Annotated in this window: 16 protein-coding genes and 3 tRNA genes; 7 read left to right on the top strand and 12 right to left on the bottom strand. The window is 57.0% G+C overall.

The window, feature by feature from the left end:
* The first annotated feature begins 54 nt into the window (after positions 1-54).
* The 3 genes from IEU99_RS09655 (at position 55) to fabG (ending at position 4,435) form a co-directional block, all read left to right on the top strand.
* A complete protein-coding gene (locus tag IEU99_RS09655) occupies positions 55-2,010 on the top strand; it encodes a beta-glucoside-specific PTS transporter subunit IIABC (protein WP_128889283.1) in 1,956 nt (651 codons plus the stop codon).
* Entirely contained in the window at positions 2,000-3,451 is a 1,452-nt protein-coding gene (locus IEU99_RS09650; protein ID WP_128889282.1) for a 6-phospho-beta-glucosidase, read from the top strand. Before IEU99_RS09655 ends, IEU99_RS09650 begins: the two co-directional genes overlap by 11 nt.
* Before the next feature lie 222 nt (positions 3,452-3,673).
* Positions 3,674-4,435: a 3-oxoacyl-ACP reductase FabG gene (fabG, locus tag IEU99_RS09645; protein ID WP_128889281.1), complete on the top strand. Its 762-nt coding sequence runs from the start codon at positions 3,674-3,676 to the stop codon at positions 4,433-4,435.
* 64 nt (positions 4,436-4,499) lie between these two features.
* On the opposite strand, the gene IEU99_RS09640 is transcribed toward fabG, so the two are convergent.
* From IEU99_RS09640 to IEU99_RS09630, 3 genes are all read right to left on the bottom strand, one after another.
* Positions 4,500-4,576: transfer RNA gene (locus tag IEU99_RS09640), tRNA-Asp, on the bottom strand.
* A gap of 48 nt (positions 4,577-4,624) precedes the next feature.
* Positions 4,625-4,697, bottom strand: a tRNA-Glu gene (locus IEU99_RS09635).
* Positions 4,698-4,783: 86 nt separating this feature from the next.
* Positions 4,784-5,629, bottom strand: coding sequence for a hypothetical protein (locus IEU99_RS09630; protein ID WP_206731211.1), 846 nt, complete (start codon positions 5,627-5,629; stop codon positions 4,784-4,786).
* A gap of 835 nt (positions 5,630-6,464) precedes the next feature.
* On the opposite strand from IEU99_RS09630, the gene IEU99_RS09625 reads away from it, so the two are divergent.
* The gene (locus IEU99_RS09625; protein WP_128889280.1) at positions 6,465-6,860 is read left to right on the top strand and encodes a hypothetical protein; all 396 of its coding nucleotides are present in this window, start codon (positions 6,465-6,467) and stop codon (positions 6,858-6,860) included.
* Between the two features lie 491 nt (positions 6,861-7,351).
* Here the strand turns inward: IEU99_RS09625 and IEU99_RS09620 are convergent.
* A tRNA-Lys gene (locus tag IEU99_RS09620) sits at positions 7,352-7,424 on the bottom strand.
* A 134-nt stretch (positions 7,425-7,558) separates the two neighbouring features.
* Positions 7,559-9,073, bottom strand: coding sequence for a succinyl-CoA:acetate CoA-transferase ScpC (gene scpC / locus IEU99_RS09615; RefSeq protein ID WP_123959593.1), 1,515 nt, complete (start codon positions 9,071-9,073; stop codon positions 7,559-7,561).
* Positions 9,074-9,294: 221 nt separating this feature from the next.
* Here scpC and dusB point away from each other — a divergent pair, with 221 nt between their 5' ends.
* A complete protein-coding gene (gene dusB / locus IEU99_RS09610) occupies positions 9,295-10,449 on the top strand; it encodes a tRNA dihydrouridine synthase DusB (protein ID WP_128890772.1) in 1,155 nt (384 codons plus the stop codon).
* A gap of 87 nt (positions 10,450-10,536) precedes the next feature.
* On the opposite strand, the gene IEU99_RS09605 is transcribed toward dusB, so the two are convergent.
* Positions 10,537-12,921: an alpha/beta fold hydrolase gene (locus tag IEU99_RS09605; RefSeq protein WP_128889279.1), complete on the bottom strand. Its 2,385-nt coding sequence runs from the start codon at positions 12,919-12,921 to the stop codon at positions 10,537-10,539.
* A 113-nt stretch (positions 12,922-13,034) separates the two neighbouring features.
* Between IEU99_RS09605 and phoU the strand changes: the two genes are divergently transcribed.
* Complete coding sequence (phoU, locus tag IEU99_RS09600) at positions 13,035-13,787, top strand: phosphate signaling complex protein PhoU (RefSeq protein ID WP_128889278.1); 753 nt, start codon at positions 13,035-13,037, stop codon at positions 13,785-13,787.
* Positions 13,788-13,862: 75 nt separating this feature from the next.
* Here phoU and pstB read toward each other — a convergent pair whose 3' ends face one another.
* From pstB to mshD, 6 genes are all read right to left on the bottom strand, one after another.
* Entirely contained in the window at positions 13,863-14,636 is a 774-nt protein-coding gene (gene pstB, locus IEU99_RS09595) for a phosphate ABC transporter ATP-binding protein PstB (RefSeq protein ID WP_128889277.1), read from the bottom strand.
* Between the two features lie 21 nt (positions 14,637-14,657).
* The gene (gene pstA, locus IEU99_RS09590) at positions 14,658-15,569 is read right to left on the bottom strand and encodes a phosphate ABC transporter permease PstA (RefSeq protein ID WP_128889276.1); all 912 of its coding nucleotides are present in this window, start codon (positions 15,567-15,569) and stop codon (positions 14,658-14,660) included.
* Between the two features lie 12 nt (positions 15,570-15,581).
* Complete coding sequence (gene pstC / locus IEU99_RS09585) at positions 15,582-16,622, bottom strand: phosphate ABC transporter permease subunit PstC (protein WP_128889275.1); 1,041 nt, start codon at positions 16,620-16,622, stop codon at positions 15,582-15,584.
* 119 nt (positions 16,623-16,741) lie between these two features.
* Positions 16,742-16,948: a hypothetical protein gene (locus IEU99_RS09580; RefSeq protein WP_128889274.1), complete on the bottom strand. Its 207-nt coding sequence runs from the start codon at positions 16,946-16,948 to the stop codon at positions 16,742-16,744.
* Positions 16,949-17,022: 74 nt separating this feature from the next.
* Positions 17,023-18,126, bottom strand: a complete 1,104-nt coding sequence (pstS, locus tag IEU99_RS09575; protein WP_128889273.1) for a phosphate ABC transporter substrate-binding protein PstS — start codon at positions 18,124-18,126, stop codon at positions 17,023-17,025.
* Positions 18,127-18,450: 324 nt separating this feature from the next.
* Positions 18,451-19,350, bottom strand: coding sequence for a mycothiol synthase (gene mshD, locus IEU99_RS09570; RefSeq protein ID WP_128889272.1), 900 nt, complete (start codon positions 19,348-19,350; stop codon positions 18,451-18,453).
* Positions 19,351-19,410: 60 nt separating this feature from the next.
* Here mshD and IEU99_RS09565 point away from each other — a divergent pair, with 60 nt between their 5' ends.
* Positions 19,411-20,163, top strand: coding sequence for an LmeA family phospholipid-binding protein (locus IEU99_RS09565; protein ID WP_164931132.1), 753 nt, complete (start codon positions 19,411-19,413; stop codon positions 20,161-20,163).
* Positions 20,164-20,207: the final 44 nt, after the last annotated feature.

The following is a 20,207-nucleotide window of genomic DNA, read 5'->3' as shown; positions in this document are numbered from 1 at the left end:
TAAGGATGGCGTGACCCCACCCGGCCAGGATTTTTCCACGAAGAGGAAATCACCATGGCTCAAAAACTCTCATACCAGGACATTGCGGCAGACATTGTCCAACTCGTAGGCGGCGCCGAAAACGTCATGTCGCTTACCCACTGCATCACCCGGCTTCGCTTCAAGTTAAAAGACGAAGGTCTGGCAGACACACAAGCCCTCAAAAATCACGACGCAGTGGTGACTGTTATGCAGTCCGGCGGGCAGTATCAAGTTGTCATCGGAAATGACGTCGCGGATGTGTACGCAGAAGTCGAACCGCTCCTGAATGTGTCTTCGGAAGACACCGAAGACGCACCGAAGGAAGGCAACCTCCTCACCCGCTTTGTCGACGTTGTTTCAGCTATCTTTCAACCAATCCTCGGGCTCATGGCTGCATGCGGCATGCTCAAAGGTCTGAACCTGTTATTCAACAATCTGGGTTGGTACGAGCAAAGCTCCGGCATTTACATCATTCTTGGTGCCATCGGTGATGGGCTATTCATGTTCCTGCCGGTGTTCTTGGGTTACACAGCAGCATCGAAATTTGGTCTCAAACCCATGCTGGGAATGCTCATCGGCATCATTATGTGCTTCCCCACCATCCAGGCCTCAGCCCTTTCTGCAGACGGCTCCCCGATCAGCACCCTATTTGCCGACACTCCTTATGCCACAGATGTCTACATGTCCTTCCTGGGCATCCCGGTAGTCAGCATGGATTACACCTCCACAGTGATCCCGGTGATTTTTGTTGTGTACGCAGCAAGCTACATTGCTCGGTTTTTCGACCGGGTCATCCCAGACCTCGTGAAGTTCTTCTTCTCTCCGATGCTCACGTTGTTGGTAGCTGTGCCTTTGGGGCTGTTACTCATTGGTCCTGTAGCAGCACTTGGCAGCTCGGCTATTGCAGATCTCGTTATCAGCCTCCGCGACGTATCTCCGTTGCTAGCGGGTCTACTCGTCGGCCTCACCTGGCAGATTTTGGTGATCTTTGGACTCCACTGGGGGTTCATCCCCGTCTACATCAACAACATCGTGACCAACGGTTACGACAACGTCATGATGCCCTTCTTCGCCTGCACCTTTGCCACATCTGCGGTTGTGTTGGGCGTGTTCTTCAAAACCAAAGACAAAAAGATCAAACAGCTCTGCATGCCAAACTTCATCTCAGGCATTTTCGGAGTGACCGAACCTGCTATCTATGGCATCCTGCTGCCTCTAAAAAAGCCTCTCTATATCTCCTGTATCGCAGGTGGTATCGGCGGCGCGTTCTACGGCGCCATGAACTTCCGAAAGTTCGTGATGGGCGGCATGGGCATCTTCGAGTTCCCGGGGATGATGAATCCAGATGGAAGCCCCGACAATCTATATGTGGCTTTCGCTGGTGTTGCGATCTCCATGCTCAGTGGCTTTATCCTCACCATGCTGTTCTACAAAGAATCCCCTCAGGAAGTAGAGGCTGAGACTACGCTTGCCCAGGCTGTAGAGGATGAGAGCGCGGCACTAGAAGAATTTGAGGTTCTCAGCCCAGTCAACGGCACCGTCTTACCGCTATCCGAGGTGAAAGATGCTGCATTTGCCGGCGGCAAACTGGGCAAGGGAGTAGCCATCGACCCTAGTGATGGCCATTTCCTCAGCCCGGTTGATGGAACAATCATCACCGTTTTCCCAACGTTGCACGCAATCGCAATCAAGGCCGATTCTGGCGCCCAGATCCTCCTACATATCGGCATGAATACAGTTGAGTTAAAGGGCAAAGGCTTCAACTGTCACGTCTCCCGTGGCGACCAAGTTCAAGCTGGTCAGTCGCTAGTCGACGTCGATCTGGAAGTCGTCCGTGCTGCAGGCTATTCCACCACCACTCCATTGGTTTTAGTCAATCACGCGCAACACCAGATCACTGATGAGCTCGAACAAGAGCACTTCAATATTGAAGCTGGCCAAACACTTTTCCACACGATCGACTCGAAAGGCACCGCCAATGTCTCCTAAGCAGCCACCCGCTTTTCCCACAGGTTTCCTCTGGGGCGGGGCCACAGCAGCCAACCAAATCGAAGGCGCCTTCTTAGATGATGGGCGAGGACTGGCTAATGTCGATCTTTGCCCTTCAGGTGACGCCCGTATGGATGTCATTCGGGGACGCAACACCCCCTTGGCGCTTCAAGATAACTGGTTCTACCCGTCCCACGAGGCGATCAGTTTCTACAAGCAGGCAGAGGCTGACATTGAGCTTCTCGCCGGAATGGGATTTCGATGCTTCCGTTTTTCCATTGCGTGGACTCGGATTTTCCCCACAGGCACCGACAGCACACCCTCGCAGGAAGGACTTGCCTTTTACGACCGCATCGTTGACCGCTGCCTCGAATATGGGATGACTCCCCTAGTGACGATCAGCCACTTTGATTGTCCGGTAGCGCTTATTAAAGAGATCGGTGGCTGGGGCAGCCGTTCAATGATCGAGCACTATACGCGTTTGTGCTCGGCACTATTTCAACATTTCAAAGGGCGCGTACGTCACTGGCTCACGTTCAATGAGATCAATATGATCCTGCATGCCCCCTTCCTTGGCGCGGGCGTAATCATTGAAGACGAGTCCCTGGCTACATCCACCATCTACCAGGCTGCTCACCACCAGCTTGTGGCGAGTGCGCTTGCCACAAAGCTGGCGCACGAAGTTGATGAGGAAAACCAGGTGGGCTGTATGTTTGCAGCCGGAAGTGCATACCCGTATAGCTGCCGCCCCACCGACGTGTGGGCTGCACGTGAGGTCGACCGAGACTCCTACTTCTTCGTGGACATACAGGCTCGAGGAGCATATCCGCAGTGGGCGATCAACAAGCTCAGCGCAGAGAACGCTCTGCCCGAATTCGCCCCAGGCGACGTGGAGTTGCTGGCCAAGTACACCGTCGACTTCATTTCTTTTTCCTATTACAACTCGCGCACTGTTGCAGGGCCGGACTCGGATGCGGTTGTGGCCAAGGGCAACCTGATGAAAACGGCGAAAAACCCCTATTTGGAGTACTCCCAATGGGGCTGGCCAATTGACCCACTTGGCTTCCGGATCACTTTGTGCGATGTGTATGAGCGCTATCAGATGCCCGTCTTCGTGGTGGAAAATGGCCTCGGGATGCGCGATGAGTTAGCCGAAGACGGCGAAATCCACGATCACGAGCGCATTAAGTACCTGGCAGATCATATCGGCGCTATGCGAGATGCAATCACCATCGATGGCGTGGAGGTTATGGGGTACACCAGTTGGGCGCCAATCGACTGCGTAAGCGCCGGCTCCGGCCAAATGAGTAAGCGCTACGGCTATATCTATGTAGACCTCGATGACGCTCTCGAAGGATCTGGTGCGCGTAAGCCCAAAGATTCCTACTACTGGTACAAGAAGGTCATCGCTAGCCAAGGAAGCGACCTGAGCATCCCCTAAAGCCATGCCAACAGCATCTCTTTTGCGGAGATGCTGTTTTGTTTTTAGCGTCCCGGGCACCACAAGGTGTTGTTCTGCTGCGTGTGGGTTGTTTCCATCACAAACCCATAATGCTCGTTTGATTTTGCGCAGCTATGTGGGGCTGCTAATAAATCTGCACGTCAAACCATATTCCACTAGCCTGGTATCAAGCTTGACCGCCAAGCAATGCTAGGAGGAATCATGTTATTAGATCAACATAAGGCTCTAGTAGTCGGAGGCACCATCGGCATCGGCGCCGGTATTGCCAAGGTGCTGCGCGAACAGGGCGCTGAGGTTGTTGTTACCGGCATCAATCAGGAAGAGTGCGAGGCTGCCGAGAAGGAGGGCTTCAAGGCGCGCATTCTAGATGTACGCGATCTGGATCAGTGCCGCACGGTGGTAGATGAGGTAGCCGAAGAGTTGGGTGGCCTCGACCTTGTGGCCAACAACGCTGGCATCTACCCGCAGTCAAGCATTGAAGAGATGAGCGACGAGGATTTCGACTTCATCTTCGATATCAATGTCAAAGGCATGCTGCACGTTGTCCGCTCGGCCACCGCGCACCTGGAGAAGTCTGAGCACGGTTCATTCGTGATGACGTCTTCGATCACCGGCAATGTCACGGGCTATCCTCGCTGGGCGCATTATGGCGCAACGAAGGCCGCGCAGATGGGCTTTGTGCGTTCCGCCGCCATCGAGCTTGCACCGAAAGGCATTCGCGTGAATGCGGTGCTGCCGGGCAATGTGCTCACTCCGGGTCTTGAGGCCATGGGTGAGGATTATGTGGCTCAGATGGCTCGCAGCGTGCCCATGGGCGAGCTGGGCACCGCTGAGGACATTGGTGGCGCTGTCGCCTTCCTGGCTTCTCCCCTCGCCGGCTACATCACGGGCCAGGGAATCATCGTCGATGGTGGCCAGATCCTGCCTGAGTCGCCGGAGGCTTTGGAGGAGCTTCGCTCCTAAGCTTTTCGACGCCCACGCAACAAAAAAAGCAGCACCCTCATTGAGGATGCTGCTTTTGATTTTTTGGCGACCCTGACGGGACTTGAACCCGCGACCTCCGCCGTGACAGGGCGGCGCGCTAACCAACTGCGCCACAGGGCCACACAGGCCACACGTCCCCACAGAACAAAACTGTGGGGATGATGGCTGTACTCCCAACGGGATTCGAACCCGTGTCGCCGCCGTGAAAGGGCGGTGTCCTAGGCCCCTAGACGATGGGAGCAAGTACACAAGCGCTCGGCGCTTTGTGACTGTGCAGAACTATACTTGAACAATTCCAGAACACAAAACGCCAGGCTATGCACGGTTTTATTGCACCGAAACGAACTTAGTAGCGCTGGTGAGATCCGCACTGACCGCAAGCACGCCATCTTGGGCGTTGTCTACAGGTGCGGTGAGGACTTGGTTGCCGCTCACGCTGCCGCCTTCGTAGAGCTTGTCTACGGTGTCGATGTGATCAGGCGCCACGGCGAAGTTATCCAAAACGCTCAAGGTGTTGCCGTCGCTGGTGACATAGGAAACCACAGGGCTCGGCACTTCACCCTCGGAGTTATCTCCGATGTATTCCACGGTGTAGTTAACCAGGATGTACTTCTGCCCATCGGGCGCAGGCTCATTGAATGTATTTGCGGCCAGCACAGCTTCATCTGCATTGAGATCAACGGAGTTGATAGTGACCTTCCAGTCCTCGGATTCGATGGAAGAACCGAGTGGGAGCGGATTTTCACGCGAGCTGCCTGCACCTTTTTCCAATGCGCTTCCATCCCCTGAAGACACAGAGGATTCGGAATTGAAGGCGTCGTCAAAGGCTTGGGCAACAACGAAAACGAAGACGAGCACACCGACGACGAAACCAACAACGGAAACAGCAATCGCAATGACAGCGGTGCGGCGTTTCTTGCTGGTAAAGAGCCCCACGATGCCAAGGATGAAAGCGATCGGCAGCAGCACCCAGCCGATGATGAGGGCACCGGGGATGCAGGCAAAAATAAAGCCGACTACTGCGCAGACCAGAGCTACGATGCCAACGACGTTTTTCGACTCGTCTTTCTTAGGAGCCTGCGTTGCATACTGCTGCTCTGGTGCTTGAGGGTACTGGTTGCCGTGTGAAGCCGGAGGTTGCTGTGGCACCTCGGGGTGTTGGGGTTCAGTCACTACGGATTCTCCTTGCAAACGAAAAATAGTGGGGTTATAGGGACTCAGCCAGTCAAACACACTTTTCTGCACCAAAAACACTTTTTGTCCGACCGGGGGTGAAAAGTGCTGTGGGAGGTCCGGTATCCACCGAGCAAGGCCGAAGAAGTCACTTGTTAAAGCAAGCAAAACCCCCGCCAACCGGGAACAACACCAGGCTAGCGGGGTCTTATGAAGCGGAGGCACAGGGATTTGAACCCTAAAACTAAACACCGATCACCAGCGCAAACACTCCAGGTTTCCCAAAACCCACGACAATCACACGACACGCGAAAACGCCCCAGTATGCCGCAAACCATGCAATGTCACCCACGTACAAATCCACCCATCCTTCACGCACCGCTTCACCGCCTGATCAAACCACTTCCCTGTTAATAGTGCTCAGTGGAACACTCAGCACGCTCTGAGCATTGTTGGTGCAGACAGAGTGGCCGGTGAGTCACCAAGGTTTGTGACGATGCCTGGCAAAACCAAAAAGCAGTCAGTGACCTGATTAGATATTTGAGCAGGCAGATTCCAGAAGGGGCACGGGGCTTCGCCACCATGGATGGTCAGGGTCCAACAGTGGGCACACTGTTGTATGGGAAAAGAGGGGAACCGTATTGCGATCCATGATCCACAAAATGGTAGATCTGGCGCCGCAACTCGCAAGTATTCTGAAGAGCATACTGAGAATCGCGATGGGAGAATGCTACGGTGTCCAGCTATTAAGCCTGGTTCGTTTGCAGTGACCCGCATCGACGATTGTGACCGACGTTGATGAGTGTTTGGATGTTCCAGGAGGCGAGCTAGACCAATGGCAGTAACCTTGGATCAGGCTATTGCGATAGCGAAGTCTTACGAGAACAGCGTAGGAGCCTTGATCCCCGAAGTGAAGTACGGCCCATTAAGCGATAACGATGGCCGTGTCTTCGAGTTTCGGGGAGACCGAGTAATCAGCCCACTAGAAACCGGACCAAGCAACATCTTAGCGATTCGAGAAGAATCGGGTCAGGTGGAAACTGGAAGCCGTCCAACTTGGTGTCTTGACGATGACCACGTCGTCCTCGACTTTGATGGCAATGTGATTCGAGGTCGTGAGCAGGTGCGACGCGAATATCAGGAACAAGAAGCCCAGCAGGCTGCCTTGGATGCGATGGAGAATGATGATGAACCTGGCGAACCAGTTCCGGTTGAGCACCCGTATATCTGATCTCCTGCGTGCAGGTTGAGTCGGTCAAGCCGTCGAGTTGTGTCGGCTCTAGTTAGCGCCGTTTAGTTGGTAGATGCGCCTGGTTCGAAGGCCGGCTGAGGCGTGTGCGAAGACGCTGATGAGCAAGTGATGACGTATTGCATTATTCGAGAAGAGAAAGGGCTTGTGTAATGCAGCTCAATACGATTCGTGCAGATTGGTGCTGTGCCTGGCGCTAAGCGCATGACCATTGATTTGCCGCCTTGGCCAGAAGGTGCGCGTGTCTGAGCTTGATCAGTTGCGCATGCGTGGCCTGGTCGCTGATTTCGCCGCGCACAATCGACTCATGGTCCCGCCGATCATGACCAAGGTCGCCGGTCCATACATACGCAATCCCACGACATTTCCACGACATACGAGACTAAAAACAGGCTGAAATATCACGCATGCTACATACGCGAAAACCCCCACCAACCAGGAACAACACCAGGCTAGCGGGGGTTTTAATTATGTGGGCCCTCCGGGGCTCGAACCCGGGACCTGCGGATTAAAAGTCCGTAGCTCTACCAACTGAGCTAAAGGCCCACTGACCATTTTCATGGCCACTTATGGGAGTGTACAACACTGCTTTTGCGAGGTTCAAAATGGACACGAGAAAGCCCCACGGACTGCGTGAAAACAGTGACGTGGGGCTTTCGTCGAAAAGCTAGGAAGCTAGCTTAGGAGAGCTTCATGGAGCCGGTCTCCTGGAAGCGCTGGTGGAAGGAAAGCGCATTTGCCAGGTCGTGAGGCGTCTGCATGATCTTCTTCTCCTCGGCGATCTTCAGAGCGCGCTCGTAGTACTCCTCGAGCAGCGGACGGTAGTCCGGGTGAGCCAGAGCGATCATCTTCTCCACCTTCTGGCGGGGTGCCAGGCCACGCAGGTCGGCGTAACCGTACTCGGTGATGATGACCTTGACGTCCTGCTCGGTGTGGTCGACGTGAGAAACCATCGGCACGATTGCGGAGATGTCGCCACCCTTGGCATCGGAAGGAGTGATGAAGGAGGAGATCAGGCCGTTACGGGTGAAGTCGGCAGAGCCGCCCACGCCGTTCATCATGCGCGAACCGATCACGTTGGTGGAGTTCACGTTGCCGTAGATATCGGCCTCGATCAGACCGTTGGTGCAGATCAGGCCCAGACGACGCACAACCTCGGGGTGGTTGGAGATCTGCTGCGGACGCAGGATGATCTGCTTGGCGTAGCGGGAAGCCTCGTTGTTCATCTTCTCGGCGTACTCGGGCGAGAGCGAGAAGGAGGTAGCAGAAGCAACGGTCATCTTGCCTGCGTCGATCAGGTCGACCATGCCGTCCTGGATCACCTCGGTGTAGGCCTTGATGTTCTCGAACTTGGAGTCGAGCAGGCCAGCCATCACGGCGTTGGGCACGTTACCCACACCGGACTGCATGATGTAGCCGTCGTAGGTGAGGCGACCGGCGGCAACTTCGCCCTCAAGGAAGTCGAGGAAGTGGCCAGCGATCTTCTTGGAAGTCTCATCAACCGGCTTGAAGGGAGCGTTGCGGTCAGGTGCGTCCGTCTCAACCACGGCAACGACCTTGTCCAGGTCAATGTCGATGTAGGTGGAGCCGATGCGCTGCTCAGGCGCGGTGATCGGGATGGGCTGACGGTTGGGCAGGTGGTTAATGCGGTAGATATCCGCCATGCCCTCGAGCTCCTCGGACTGCCAGGAGTTGACCTCGATGATGATCTTCTCGGCGTTGTCCAGGTACTCGACGTTGTTACCGATGGAGGAAGAAGGCACGATGTGGCCGTCTTCGGTAATGCGCACGGCCTCAACGATGGCGAAGTTCATCTTGCCAAAGAAGCCCTGCTCCACGTACAGGCCGGACTCCGAGAGGTGGTAGTCCATGTACAAGGTGGTGCCGTCGTTGATCTTGGAGCGCAGGATCGGGTCCGACTGATAAGGGGTACGGAAGCGGATAGCGTCTGCCTCTGCAAGCACGCCATCGCAATCCGGGGCGGTGGAAGCGCCAGTGAACAGGTCGATCATGAAATCATCGCCGCGCTCGTGTGCTTCCTTTGCGCGGTTAGCGATAGCGGTGGGCAGCGCCTTGGGGTAGCCGGCGCCGGTGAAGCCCGAAATACCGATCTTGTCGCCGTGATTGATCAGCTCAGCCGCCTCTTCAGCGGTCATGACCTTCGACTTGAGCTGTGCATTTCCAATGCGGGACATTCAGTTCCTCCTCAACGTGCTCAACGGTGTGCAATGCAACCCCACTGAGCAAGATTTGCTCACCGTGATGTGCGCACACCCGCTTGTGAAGCAGGCGCCACAACACCACAGATAGTTACGAAGCCCACAATAACGCATATCGACGCCCCGCGTGTCCGATTGTGTTATCGTCCTCACCCCCAGATCGGTGCAGTTTGAGTCCACCGCCGGCTTTGAGTTCAATGGTCAAGGTGACGCTGCATATTGGACCTCTTAGCCTGAACTCCCCCGTGGTACTCGCACCCATGGCGGGGGTAACCAACGTAGCTTTTCGTAGCCTGTGCCGCGAACAAGAACGCGAGAAAACAGGCACGGTGTCCGGGCTGTATGTGTGCGAGATGATCACCGCACGCGCGCTCGCAGAGCGCAATGAGAAAACCCTGCACATGACCACCTTCGCTCCCGATGAACAACCTCGGAGCATGCAGCTTTATACCACCGATCCCGAATACACCTACAAGGCCGCCAAGATGATCGTGGACGAAGACATGGCGGATCACATCGATATGAACTTCGGCTGCCCCGTGCCTAAGGTGACCCGGCGCGGCGGTGGATCAGCGCTGCCATATAAGCGCCGCCTCTTTGGCAATATCGTCGCAGCAGCCGTGAAAGCCTGCGAAGGCAGCAACGTGCCGGTAACAGTGAAGTTCCGTGTGGGCATCGATGCAGAACACCACACCCACCTGGATGCAGGGCGCATCGCCGTAGAAGAAGGCGCGGCCGCCGTGGCCCTGCACGCACGCACTGCCGCGCAGCGCTACTCAGGCGAAGCCGATTGGCAAGAAATCGCCCGGCTGAAAGAGCACCTCGCCCACACCGGCATTCCGGTATTGGGCAATGGCGACATTTTTAAGGCCACCGACGCCCAAGCCATGATGGAAGAAACCGGCTGCGATGGCGTGGTAGTGGGACGAGGATGTTTAGGGCGCCCCTGGCTTTTTGCTGAACTTTCCGCAGCGCTTCGCGGTGAACCCATTCCCGAGCAGCCCACCCTGGGCGAAGTCACCCGCATTATCAACCGCCACGCAGAACTGCTCGTGGAACACGAGGGAGAACAGCGGGGCTGCCGCGATATGCGAAAGCACATGGGCTGGTATTTGCGTGGATTCCCCGTGGGCGGCGAGGTGCGAGCACAGCTCTCGGGCATTCACACCCTGGACGATCTGCGCCGCGTGCTCGACCCCTGGGCAGATTCCGATGCTCTGGCAGACGACGCCGATGGCGCGCGCGGGCGTAAGGGTTCACCTTCAAAGGTGGTGCTGCCCGAAGGCTGGCTAGACGATCCAGAAGATGACACCGTGCCGGAAGGCGCAGAGATCATGCACTCCGGCGGTTAACGCCACCGTGCAGTAGCACTCAGCGAGCACCTTGGACCGCGGCGCCGCAATCCTTGTGCCGCGGGCTGCGCGCCTTGGGCCGCACTTTTAGGCGTTGGATACTTCTTCTAATGCACCAAGCACAGCCTGCGGGCGTTCAGTAGCAACCATGTGCCCGCAGCCTTCAAGCAGCGAAACTTCTTGGCCATAGAAGGCTTCAGCCTGGGCTGCGTGTTGGGAGCTGATCACCTTGTCTTGTGCGCCCCACAGAATCCGCACGGGAACGCCTGCCTCGCGCGCTACCTTGCCCGCGCTGCGTGCGAGGGCTTCGCGGTCCTCATTTGCCAGGAGGTTGGCAGAAATGTCGGCAAATAACTGGGCTCGATCAGGATTGCTCACACGCTGCTTGGCTTGAGCCACCACGGCGTCGCTAATCCGCCCCGGATCGGCGACGGTGGCTTGCTCCATGGCTCGAAGCAGTGGTGTCCACCTGATATTTAGCAGCGTGGTGCCGAGCACGGGTTTGGCAGCAAGGCGAACAATCGGGGTGATCTCCTGAGAGAAACCACTAGGTGCCAGCAGCACCAGCCCGGCTACGGCATCGGGGCGTTGGCGCAGCATGGCCTGGGCGATCAGCCCGCCGAGTGAATGGCCCAGCAGAATCGGCGCGGCACTGCCTTGCCTGCTCCCCGGCCCACCGGCCTCACATTGCCTGCTCGCAGAGCCGCCAGCCTCACCTTGCGCGCTCCCCTGCTCGCCTTCCCCACTGGCCCCACCGCCAGCACCTTCACGCCTTGCCTCAAGTTCGTCGATGATCTCCCATATGCTCGCAGCAAGCCCCTCGATGCTGGCACCCCCGCGGCGCGGAGAATCGCCAAATCCCGGGATATCCACGCTGATCAACTGCATCCCGCGTGCCACGATTTCTGGCGCAAGCACTTCCCAATCCTCTAGGCCTCGCCCGATGCCGTGGATGGCAATAACGGGCTGGCCTTCACCTTGCACTCGGCACCGGGTGCCTCCAATGCGCAGCTCAGTACTTTGCGGTGCTGTGGTGCTGTAGCGCATGCCGTGGTTGAGGTCGGTGCGCAGGAAGTCTCGGCGTTCGCGCGCATGGTGATTGCGCAGCGTCCACGGCGCTTCTTGGGAGACCACCGGGAATGCATCAATACCGCGATTGACGTAGCCGGAGTCAAGATCGATGATGCGCTGCGGCTGAAGGTGCTGAGGCTTTTCCGGGGTGGCAAGTTCCAAGTGTGCTGCGCGCATGTGCTGGATCATGCGGGCAAGAAAGTTGGCCACGAGTTCTGCCCTGAGCGTGTAGGAATCGTTGACGTAGCCCAGGGTGAAGCTGCAATTTGGCACCCCATTGAGCATCATTCCGCGCCAGGCCACATGCTCGCCGGGCTGGATGCGTGCGCCATCCACTTCGATCTGGATGCCTCCGAATACCAGAAGCCGCAGGCCAGTGGCCTTAATCAGCACATCGGTGTGCAGCCGCTTGCCCGAGGCAAGCTCGATGGAGTCCTCCCCCATGCCTTTGATTGTGGAGTGATGGATGGCAACCTCGCCATCTTGAATCAGGTGCAGCAAATCCCCATCCGGGATGCGGCACACTCGCTGGGTCCACAGCGGATATTTCGCGCGGAAGGCCTCCCGATCCTCCTCGCGCTGCAGAATTTTTTCGCGATGTCTAGCCAATGAGGCCGCAACCATGTCGGGCTTTGTGCGCGATAGCCACAGCACGGCGCGTTGTGATTGGATGGCGCGTGCTCGATCAAGCTTGTCGACGACCCCCGCCCCCACAACTCGGCGAAGCGGAGCGAAAAGATCTGCATCGCTCATCACCGCCATATGGTTGGCGGTGCGTTGCACAATGCTGACCTTTGCACCTTGGGCGTGCAGTGCTGGGGCGAGGCTGGTGGCTGTTGCCCCGGAGCCGATGATGCTGACGTGTTTGCCGTCTAGATTGTTGGCCGGATGTGCTGGATCATCGGGCCAGTGTTGGGGGTCGAGGACGAGCCCTTGGAAGTGTTCTTCACCAGGCAGTTGTGGTTGATACCCGCGGTGGTGGTCGTAGTAGCCGCAGCCGAGGTGCACCCAGCGGCTTTGCAGGTGTACTGCTTTCTCGCCGTGGGTGGCGTGGATATGCCAGTACCCATCGCGGTGTTCCAGGCGTTGCACTCGATGGCCAAAGCGAGTGCGGGTATCCATACCTGCGTGGGTTGCGGCTTGGGATAGGTAGGTGCGTATCTCTTCCCCACTGCCAAGCGGGCGGGTGCCGCGCCAGGGTAAGAAGCTGAATCGGTAGGAATCAATATCGGAGTCGCTTCGTACACCGGGGTAACGGAAGGTATCCCAGGTGCCGCCGATGGCGCTTTTTTCTTCTAAGACCACCCAGGAGAGCTGGTCGATTTTATTGAGTTGTTCTGCCACTGCAATTCCTGCAATGCCGGCGCCGATTACTACGACATCGAAAACCTCTTGCGTCATAGCCAAAAGTATATTGAACGCCGTTCAACTTCTTGGGCGCTTTTTCTGCGCAACACCCCCCCACATGCTTGTTCGGCGAGCGCAAAGGCTTTCAAGCGCCTACACTAACCACCATGCGTACTGCTTATAGGGAACACCTCGACGCCTTCGCAAATGACGTAAACGACATGTGCAATGTCGTCATTGAGGTGCTCCGCAATGCTACTCATGGCCTTTCCGAGACTTCTTTGCAATCAGCAGAGCAGGCATTGTCTTTGGGCGATGAACTCAAAGAGCTCAAACAGCGCTCGACAAGCCGAGCCTTCCAATTGCTCGCGCTCGAAGGCCCCGTCGCCAGAGATCTGCGCCAGATCTTAAGCTCGATCTACATCATTGAAGATCTCGACCGCATGGCGTCCCTGGCCAAGCACATCGCCTCCACGGCACGGCGGCGCTACCCGGAGCCTGTGATCGCCGATCCGGTCATGGGGTACTTCCGCGAGATGGGCAGGCTGTGTTTGGAGATGGCCGAAAAGCTCAAGAGCATCCTGGAAAACCCGGATGCCGATGTGGCATTGGTCTTTAGCGCAGATGACGATGCCGTAGATGATCTTCATGATCACCTCATGGGTCTGTTAAGCAATCGCCCCTGGCCTTATGGCACGCGAGCAGCAGTTGATTGCACCTTGATCGCCCGCTTCTTTGAGCGCTTCGCCGATCACACCGTGGCGGTGGCCGGCCAGATTGTTTATTTGGCCACTGGTCTTAGCCCCCACGATTATCGCGCGAAGCGCAGCGAGGGTGAGGAGCAGGCGGAAATCGAGCGTCGCTTCGAAGAGCTTGAGCGGCAGTTCAGCAACTTCGACTGGCCCAAGGCTGTGGACTAACAACACCGCCTAGTCACAGCGAAAGCGCTCTTTTCCTTGATCTTAGGAAAAGAGCGCTTTGCTTCTTAGGGGGCTTTAGCCGAAGCGACCAGAGATATAGTCTTCCGTTTCCTGCTTTTCTGGGTTAGAGAAGATCTTCTTGGTGTCGGCAACTTCGACGAGTCGGCCTGGTTTACCGGTCGCCTCAAGCGAGAAGAACGCGGTTTGGTCGGATACACGCGATGCTTGTTGCATATTGTGCGTCACGATCACGATGGTGTATTCCTCTTTGAGCTCATGGATGAGGTCTTCCACCGCGAGCGTAGAGATCGGGTCCAGAGCCGAACAAGGCTCGTCCATGAGCAATACCTCAGGCTCAACGGCAATTGCCCTGGCAATGCAGAGGCGCTGCTGCTGACCACCGGAAAGCCCGCCACCTGGTTTATCCAGGCGATCTTTGACTTCCTCCCAGAGGTTGGCGCCGCGGAGGGAGCGTTCTGCTACTTCACGCAGCTTCTTTTTATTCTTTTCACCTGCGAGCTTGAGCCCTGCTACCACGTTTTCTTCGATGGACATGGTGGGGAAAGGGTTAGCCTTTTGAAACACCATGCCGATGGTGTTGCGCACGCTTACCGGGTCTACGTCTTTTGCGTAAATATCTTCGCCGTCGAGCAGCACGGTGCCTTTGACGCTGGCACCAGGGGTGACTTCGTGCATGCGGTTGAGGGTGCGCAGCACGGTGGATTTGCCACAGCCGGAGGGGCCGATGAAGGCGGTAACGCTGCGGGGTTCTACGTCTAATTCAACGTCTTGCACCGCGTGGAAATCGCCGTAGTAGATATTGAGGTCGCGGATAGAAAGCTTGGACATGGTGGTTCCTTCTGAGTGTGCTTAGTGCTTGGTGGCAAATTTGGCGGAGATCCAGCGGGCGCCAATGTTGAGCAAGGCGATGATGAACACCAGGGTCAGTGCTGCTCCCCACAGCTTGTCCAGCACTGCTGGGGCGGTGCCTGCTTTGAACATGTCGAGCATCATCAGCGGCAGCGAGGACTGCGGTCCGTGTACTGGGTCCCAGTTGATGCTTTGGGTGGAGCCCACCAAGATCAGCACGGGTGCCGATTCGCCCATCACGCGGGCGATGGCCAGCATCACGCCGGTGACGATGCCGGACAGTGCCGTGGGCAGCACAATCTTGACGATGGTCTTCCACTTTGGAACGCCAAGGGCATAGGAGGCTTCGCGGAGATCGTGTGGAACCACGCGCAGCATTTCTTCCGTGTTGCGGATGATCACGGGGATCATCAGAATCACCAGGGCTAAGGACACCGCAATGCCCGAGCGGTCGAATCCGAAGAGCACGATCCACAGGGAGTAGACGAAAAGCGCTGCCACGATGGAGGGCACACCGGTCAGGATGTCCACCATGAAGGTGGTGATCTTGCCTAGGCGGGAGTTGCCGGCGTATTCCACCAGATAGATGGCGGTCGCGACACCGACGGGGATGGAGATCAGCGAGCAGATCGCGGTCTGGGTTGCGGTACCGATGATGGCGTGGAGTGCACCGCCGCCTTCGACGGAGTAGAGCACGCCCTTTTGGGAGGTCGTCCACCAGGTGGCATTGGCTACCGCACCGATGCCGCGGGAGATCACGGTGTAGAGCACCCACATCAGCGGGATCAGGGCGAATGCCACGGAGCTGCTGATAATGACGCTGGCTACGCGGTTGGTGGCTTTGCGTTTGGTGGAAATGTGGCTAAAGCCTGGGCCTGGTTCCAGCTTGGAACTATCAATGGTCATCGTCATGGTGTGGGCTCCTTAGGCTTTCTTGGTAATGATTCCGCGGGCGATGGAGTTCACTACGAAGGTGAGAGCAAACAGCATGAGGCCGGCTGCAATATAGGCGCCTGCACGCAGGTCGTCGTTGAATTCCGGTGCCGCATTAGCAATGGCGGTAGCGAAGGTGGTTCCGCCGTCGAAAAGCGAGAAGCGGAATTGGCTGGAGGGCGAGACCACGAGGTAGAGCGCCATCGTTTCACCGAGGGCACGACCAAGGCCGAGCATGGAACCAGAGATGAAACCTGGCATACCGAAGGGCAGCACGGTCATGCGTACTACTTCCCAGCGGGTTGCGCCCAGCGCCAGGGCTGCTTCACGTTGTCCGATGGGGGTTTGTACGAAGATTTCTCGGGCGGTTGCTGCAATGACCGGCAGGATCATCACGGCAAGCACGATGCCACCGGTGAGCATGTTGCGGCCGGTGTCGAAGGAAGGCGAGTTGGCGTAGGTGGCAAATAGGGGGATGCCGGAGCCTACGTTGTGGAGCCATTGGTAGAAACCAGACAGTGATGGGCCGAGCACTTGCCAGCCCCAAAGACCGAACACAATCGAGGGGACTGCGGCGAGCATGTCTACTAGGAAGCCGAGTGGGCGCACCAGCTTGGCGGGTGCGTAGTTCGAAAGGAAGATGGCGATACCGAGTGCTACTGGCATTGCAAGGATGAGTGCAATGGCGGAGATGAGCACGGTGGCGGCCAAGAGGTTGGGAATACCAAACTCCATGGCGGCTGTATTGCTGAGGTTCCAATCGCCGGCGTAGGTAAAGAAGTTCGCTGCATTATTGCGAAGTGCAGGAACTGCGCGCCACAGCAGGAAGAAGCCGATCGCTGCGATCACCAGGGTGATGGTAGCGGCCGAGAAGGTGGCCAGGGATTTGAAAATGACATCGCCTGGACGACGCGCGCCGCGCGAGCTTTTTGCATCCGAGGCTGGAGTGTTGCCTTGTTGTGGGGCTGCGGGCGTTGGGGTGCTTGTGAGGACATCGCGTTGTGATGCGATGGGCTCGATTGTGCGATCCATTGGAAGAAGTTCCTTGGCATAGGAGGAACTTTCTTAGCTAAAACCCTCACGAGCCAAGCACCAAATCAGGTAACGGCGTGATCAGCCGTTACCTCCGGTTGTGTTGGAGAGATTGGCGCTTAGGCGGTGCGAGCGTTGTTCAAAGAAAGCTCGGTGGAAGGAGAGAATTTGGCAACCACCTTTACGCCAACACGCTCGACTGCGGAGCCGATCGAGGCCTTCTTCGACCCGTTCATGCGTTCCATGTTGTCGAATGCGACGTCTGCGGCGGCGATGAGCTGCTCAGCGGAAGGGAGGTCGAGCTTCTGAGCGATGGTGGCTGCCATGTTCTTCATCCTTTTAGTGCGTTGTGTGTTCAATCTTGGCGGCGCCGGCTGTTGTTGAGCCAGCGCCTTGAGTGCTAGCTGATCGCTTCTACAGCTTTCTGCAGGCGATCGTGGAGCGTGCCCTTAACCGGGATGTAACCAAGTTCTTCCAACTGCTCGTCCTGAGAGTTCAGGGCGACGGTGAGGAAGTCCTTGACCTGGTCGCGGGTGTTATCGTCGTAGCCCTTGGAGCACACCAACTCGTAGGTGGTGAGCACCAGCGGATACGCACCCTCGTCCTTGGATTCGAAGAGTTTCTCCGTATCAACAACCATGTTGTTGCCCTCGGTGGTGAACTCGAGGTTCTCCAGAGCAACGCCAACGGTGTCGGAATCGAGCTTCACCGGACCTGAACCGAAGTCCAGGTTGGCAATGCCGAGGTTCTGCTGCTTAGCAAAACCGGACTCAACGTAGGTGATGCCGCCGTCGATGTTTGCCACTTCGCTGGCAACACCGTTGGAACCGGAGGCACCTGCTCCAACCTTGGAGGGGAAGGACTTACCTTCGCTGTCCCACTCCCCGGTGGAAGCCTTGAGGAACTTCTGGAAGTTATCGGAGGTACCGGACTCATCGGAGCGGTACACCACCTTGATGTCCTTATCCGGAAGATCCTTGCCTTCGTTTTCTTTGGCAATCTCATCGTCATTCCACTTGGTGATGTCGCCCTTGAAAATCTTGGCAACAGTCTTGGTGGAAAGGTTGAGATCATCAACGCCATCGAGGTGGTATGCCACCGCAACGGGGCCGATCACCATGGGCAGGTGCCATGCCTCGTTGCCTTCGCAACGCTCTTTGGCGGGCTCAATTTGATCCTCTTTGAGCGGGGAGTCGGAGCCACCGAAGGCAACCTGGCCAGCAATGAAGTTCTTTACACCAGAGCCAGAGCCGGTGGCGTTATACGCCAGGGTGGCACCAGGCACAGCGGCCTGATACTGGTTTGCAAAGTAGTTCATGGCGTTTTGCTGGGAGGAGGCTCCCTCGGCAACGAGTTCGCCAGTTGCGCCGGTCAGACCTTCAATGGCGGTAGCGTCAGACGCCTTGGAATCGGTGGACGAGCTATCGGTCTCGGAGCATGCTGCGAGCACCAACGAACCAGCCATCAGGCTGGCGAGGGCGGATCGCTTGATCGATCGAGTCACGGGGTAACCTCTCCGGTTATCTTGTTCACTTGGTCTATTGCATGTTGCTTCGAGGCCTCGGTTAACGCGTGCAGATATGTCTGCTCACGCTCACGAACAACAATCTAAGACAGCAAAATGAAGGAAAATGACCCCGCAGGTAAACAATGGGTAAACTCCAAGAGTGACTTTATGAACACCGCGCTGAGCTGCAGAAATGGCTGCACTTTTTGGGCGAATTCACCTAGATTTCACCCAAAAGTGAGCAACCCAACCCCTAACTTCTGCGCTCCCCCACCCGGCGCGGCGTCGATGTAGGCAAGTGTTTACCTTTTATTTGCCAAATTATTCGCCTTGAAGAGCGCTTTGGCTATAGACCACGTGGCGTTCAAGCGTGGAAAAACCCAAACGCTCATAGGCCTGCACGGCAGGGCGGTTATCGGATTCCACATAGAGAATCACCCGCTGCGCGCCTTGTTCATACAGACGCGCCAAACCAAGGCGCACCAGCGGATCCCCCAGGCCACGGCCTCGGAAATCGCGGCCAAGACCCACCACGTAGACCTCACCATCGGCGCCTTCGTCCAAATCACCGTGGCGCTTGAGCCAGTGGAAGCCTGCTAGACGCCCTTCGCTTTCTAAAAAGAGCACGTCATCGGCGCGGAACCAATCTTGATCCATGGCCTTTGCTAAGCGCTGCTGATCCCAACCGCCCTGCTCAGGGTGCCAATCAAAGGCCTCGTTATTCACGCGCAACCACTCCTGCTCAGGTGCCTCGAGCGTGGTATCGGCATAGGTGCTGAGCTGCAGATCATCGGCCAATTGCACTTGCGCTGCAGCCTTGAGCGCCTCACCTTCAATGCCCATCACCAGCAGTTCACGCGTGGGGTGGTAGTGCTCGCGTTCTGCAAGCCTGCGGGCTCCGGGGAGGTTGCCATGGGCCCACACATCGCGAATGCCGTCTGCTGCAAGGGTGGCAAGCAGTTCGGATCCGATGCCTCGGCGTCGAAAAGCTGGAGCCACCGCAAATTCAGCCTGTGCGCCTTCACTTGCTGCGATGGCGATAGGGCCTTGTTCACGCATCGCCAGGAGGTGTTGATGGCCCAAGGATGGGTCGCTAAGCCCCCGAACGAAGTGCTCGGAAAGCGCCTCAACGTCATCTTCCTGGGCAATCTCGCTGAGCATTTCCAGGCTTTGCTTGGCCAATTCGGGGTGTTCGGGTAGGGAAAGTCGCAGTAATTTCATGGTGTCTAAGGTACGCGTGATCTGCTCATTGAGCCGGAAGCGGTGTGCAAGAATGACACTGTGCTCCGCTCCAAAGCTTTTCGACGCCTCCTCGTATTCACCGTGACGCTTCTCTTTGTCGTCTGGATCATCGACTCAGCCATCGCAGCGCGTGCGGAGCGTTCTTTGGCCCAAGATGTGGAGGAATCGGCCGAGCTGGAAATGAGCCCCGGCGTCTACTTCGGAGGAACCCCATATACCCAGGCGCTGATTAGCGGGAAGATCAAGCAAGTCTCCGTCTCCGTCTCCGACGTGGATACTCCCCGCCTTGGGCTGATCACCACCACCACCGATGCGGTGGATGTTCAAGTCGATGCATCGCAGGTGTTCTCAGGTGATATTCGAGGCAGTCGCGCGCTGCTGCTTACGCAAACCATCGGCCTGGATGGCGTGAGCGTGGGAAAACAGCTCGGCATTGCGGATCTGGATATTTCTAACCCCTATGACATTTCGCCAAATGGCGGCACCGCGAGCGAGGCGCAATTACGTGGCACGCCAAAAGGCCAATCCAAGCCGGTGAGCGTGGTGGCTGATCTGAGGATCGAGGGCCCGGATTTCCGCCTCACCCCTACCAAGGTGCTCGATCGTGGGGATGGCTCGCTAAGCGATGAGGCGATCATGGACGCGATGAGCTGGCGCATTGATACCCGCCTGCTGCCCATGCGCTCCCAGGCTGGTTTTGTGTACGTCTCCGGTGGCACCTTGTACTTCCAGGCTCAGGAAAGAAATGTGACGCTGAGGCTTCGCGATTTCTCCCCCACCAACATTGGCTAACACCACAAAACCCCGCCCCCTGGTGGTGTGCACCAAGGTGGCGG

It is taken from the genome of Corynebacterium pelargi, assembly GCF_014635485.1.
GTDB lineage: Bacteria > Actinomycetota > Actinomycetes > Mycobacteriales > Mycobacteriaceae > Corynebacterium > Corynebacterium pelargi.
Note: the sequence above shows the minus strand (reverse complement) of the source record. Positions and strands in the feature narration are given on the sequence as shown.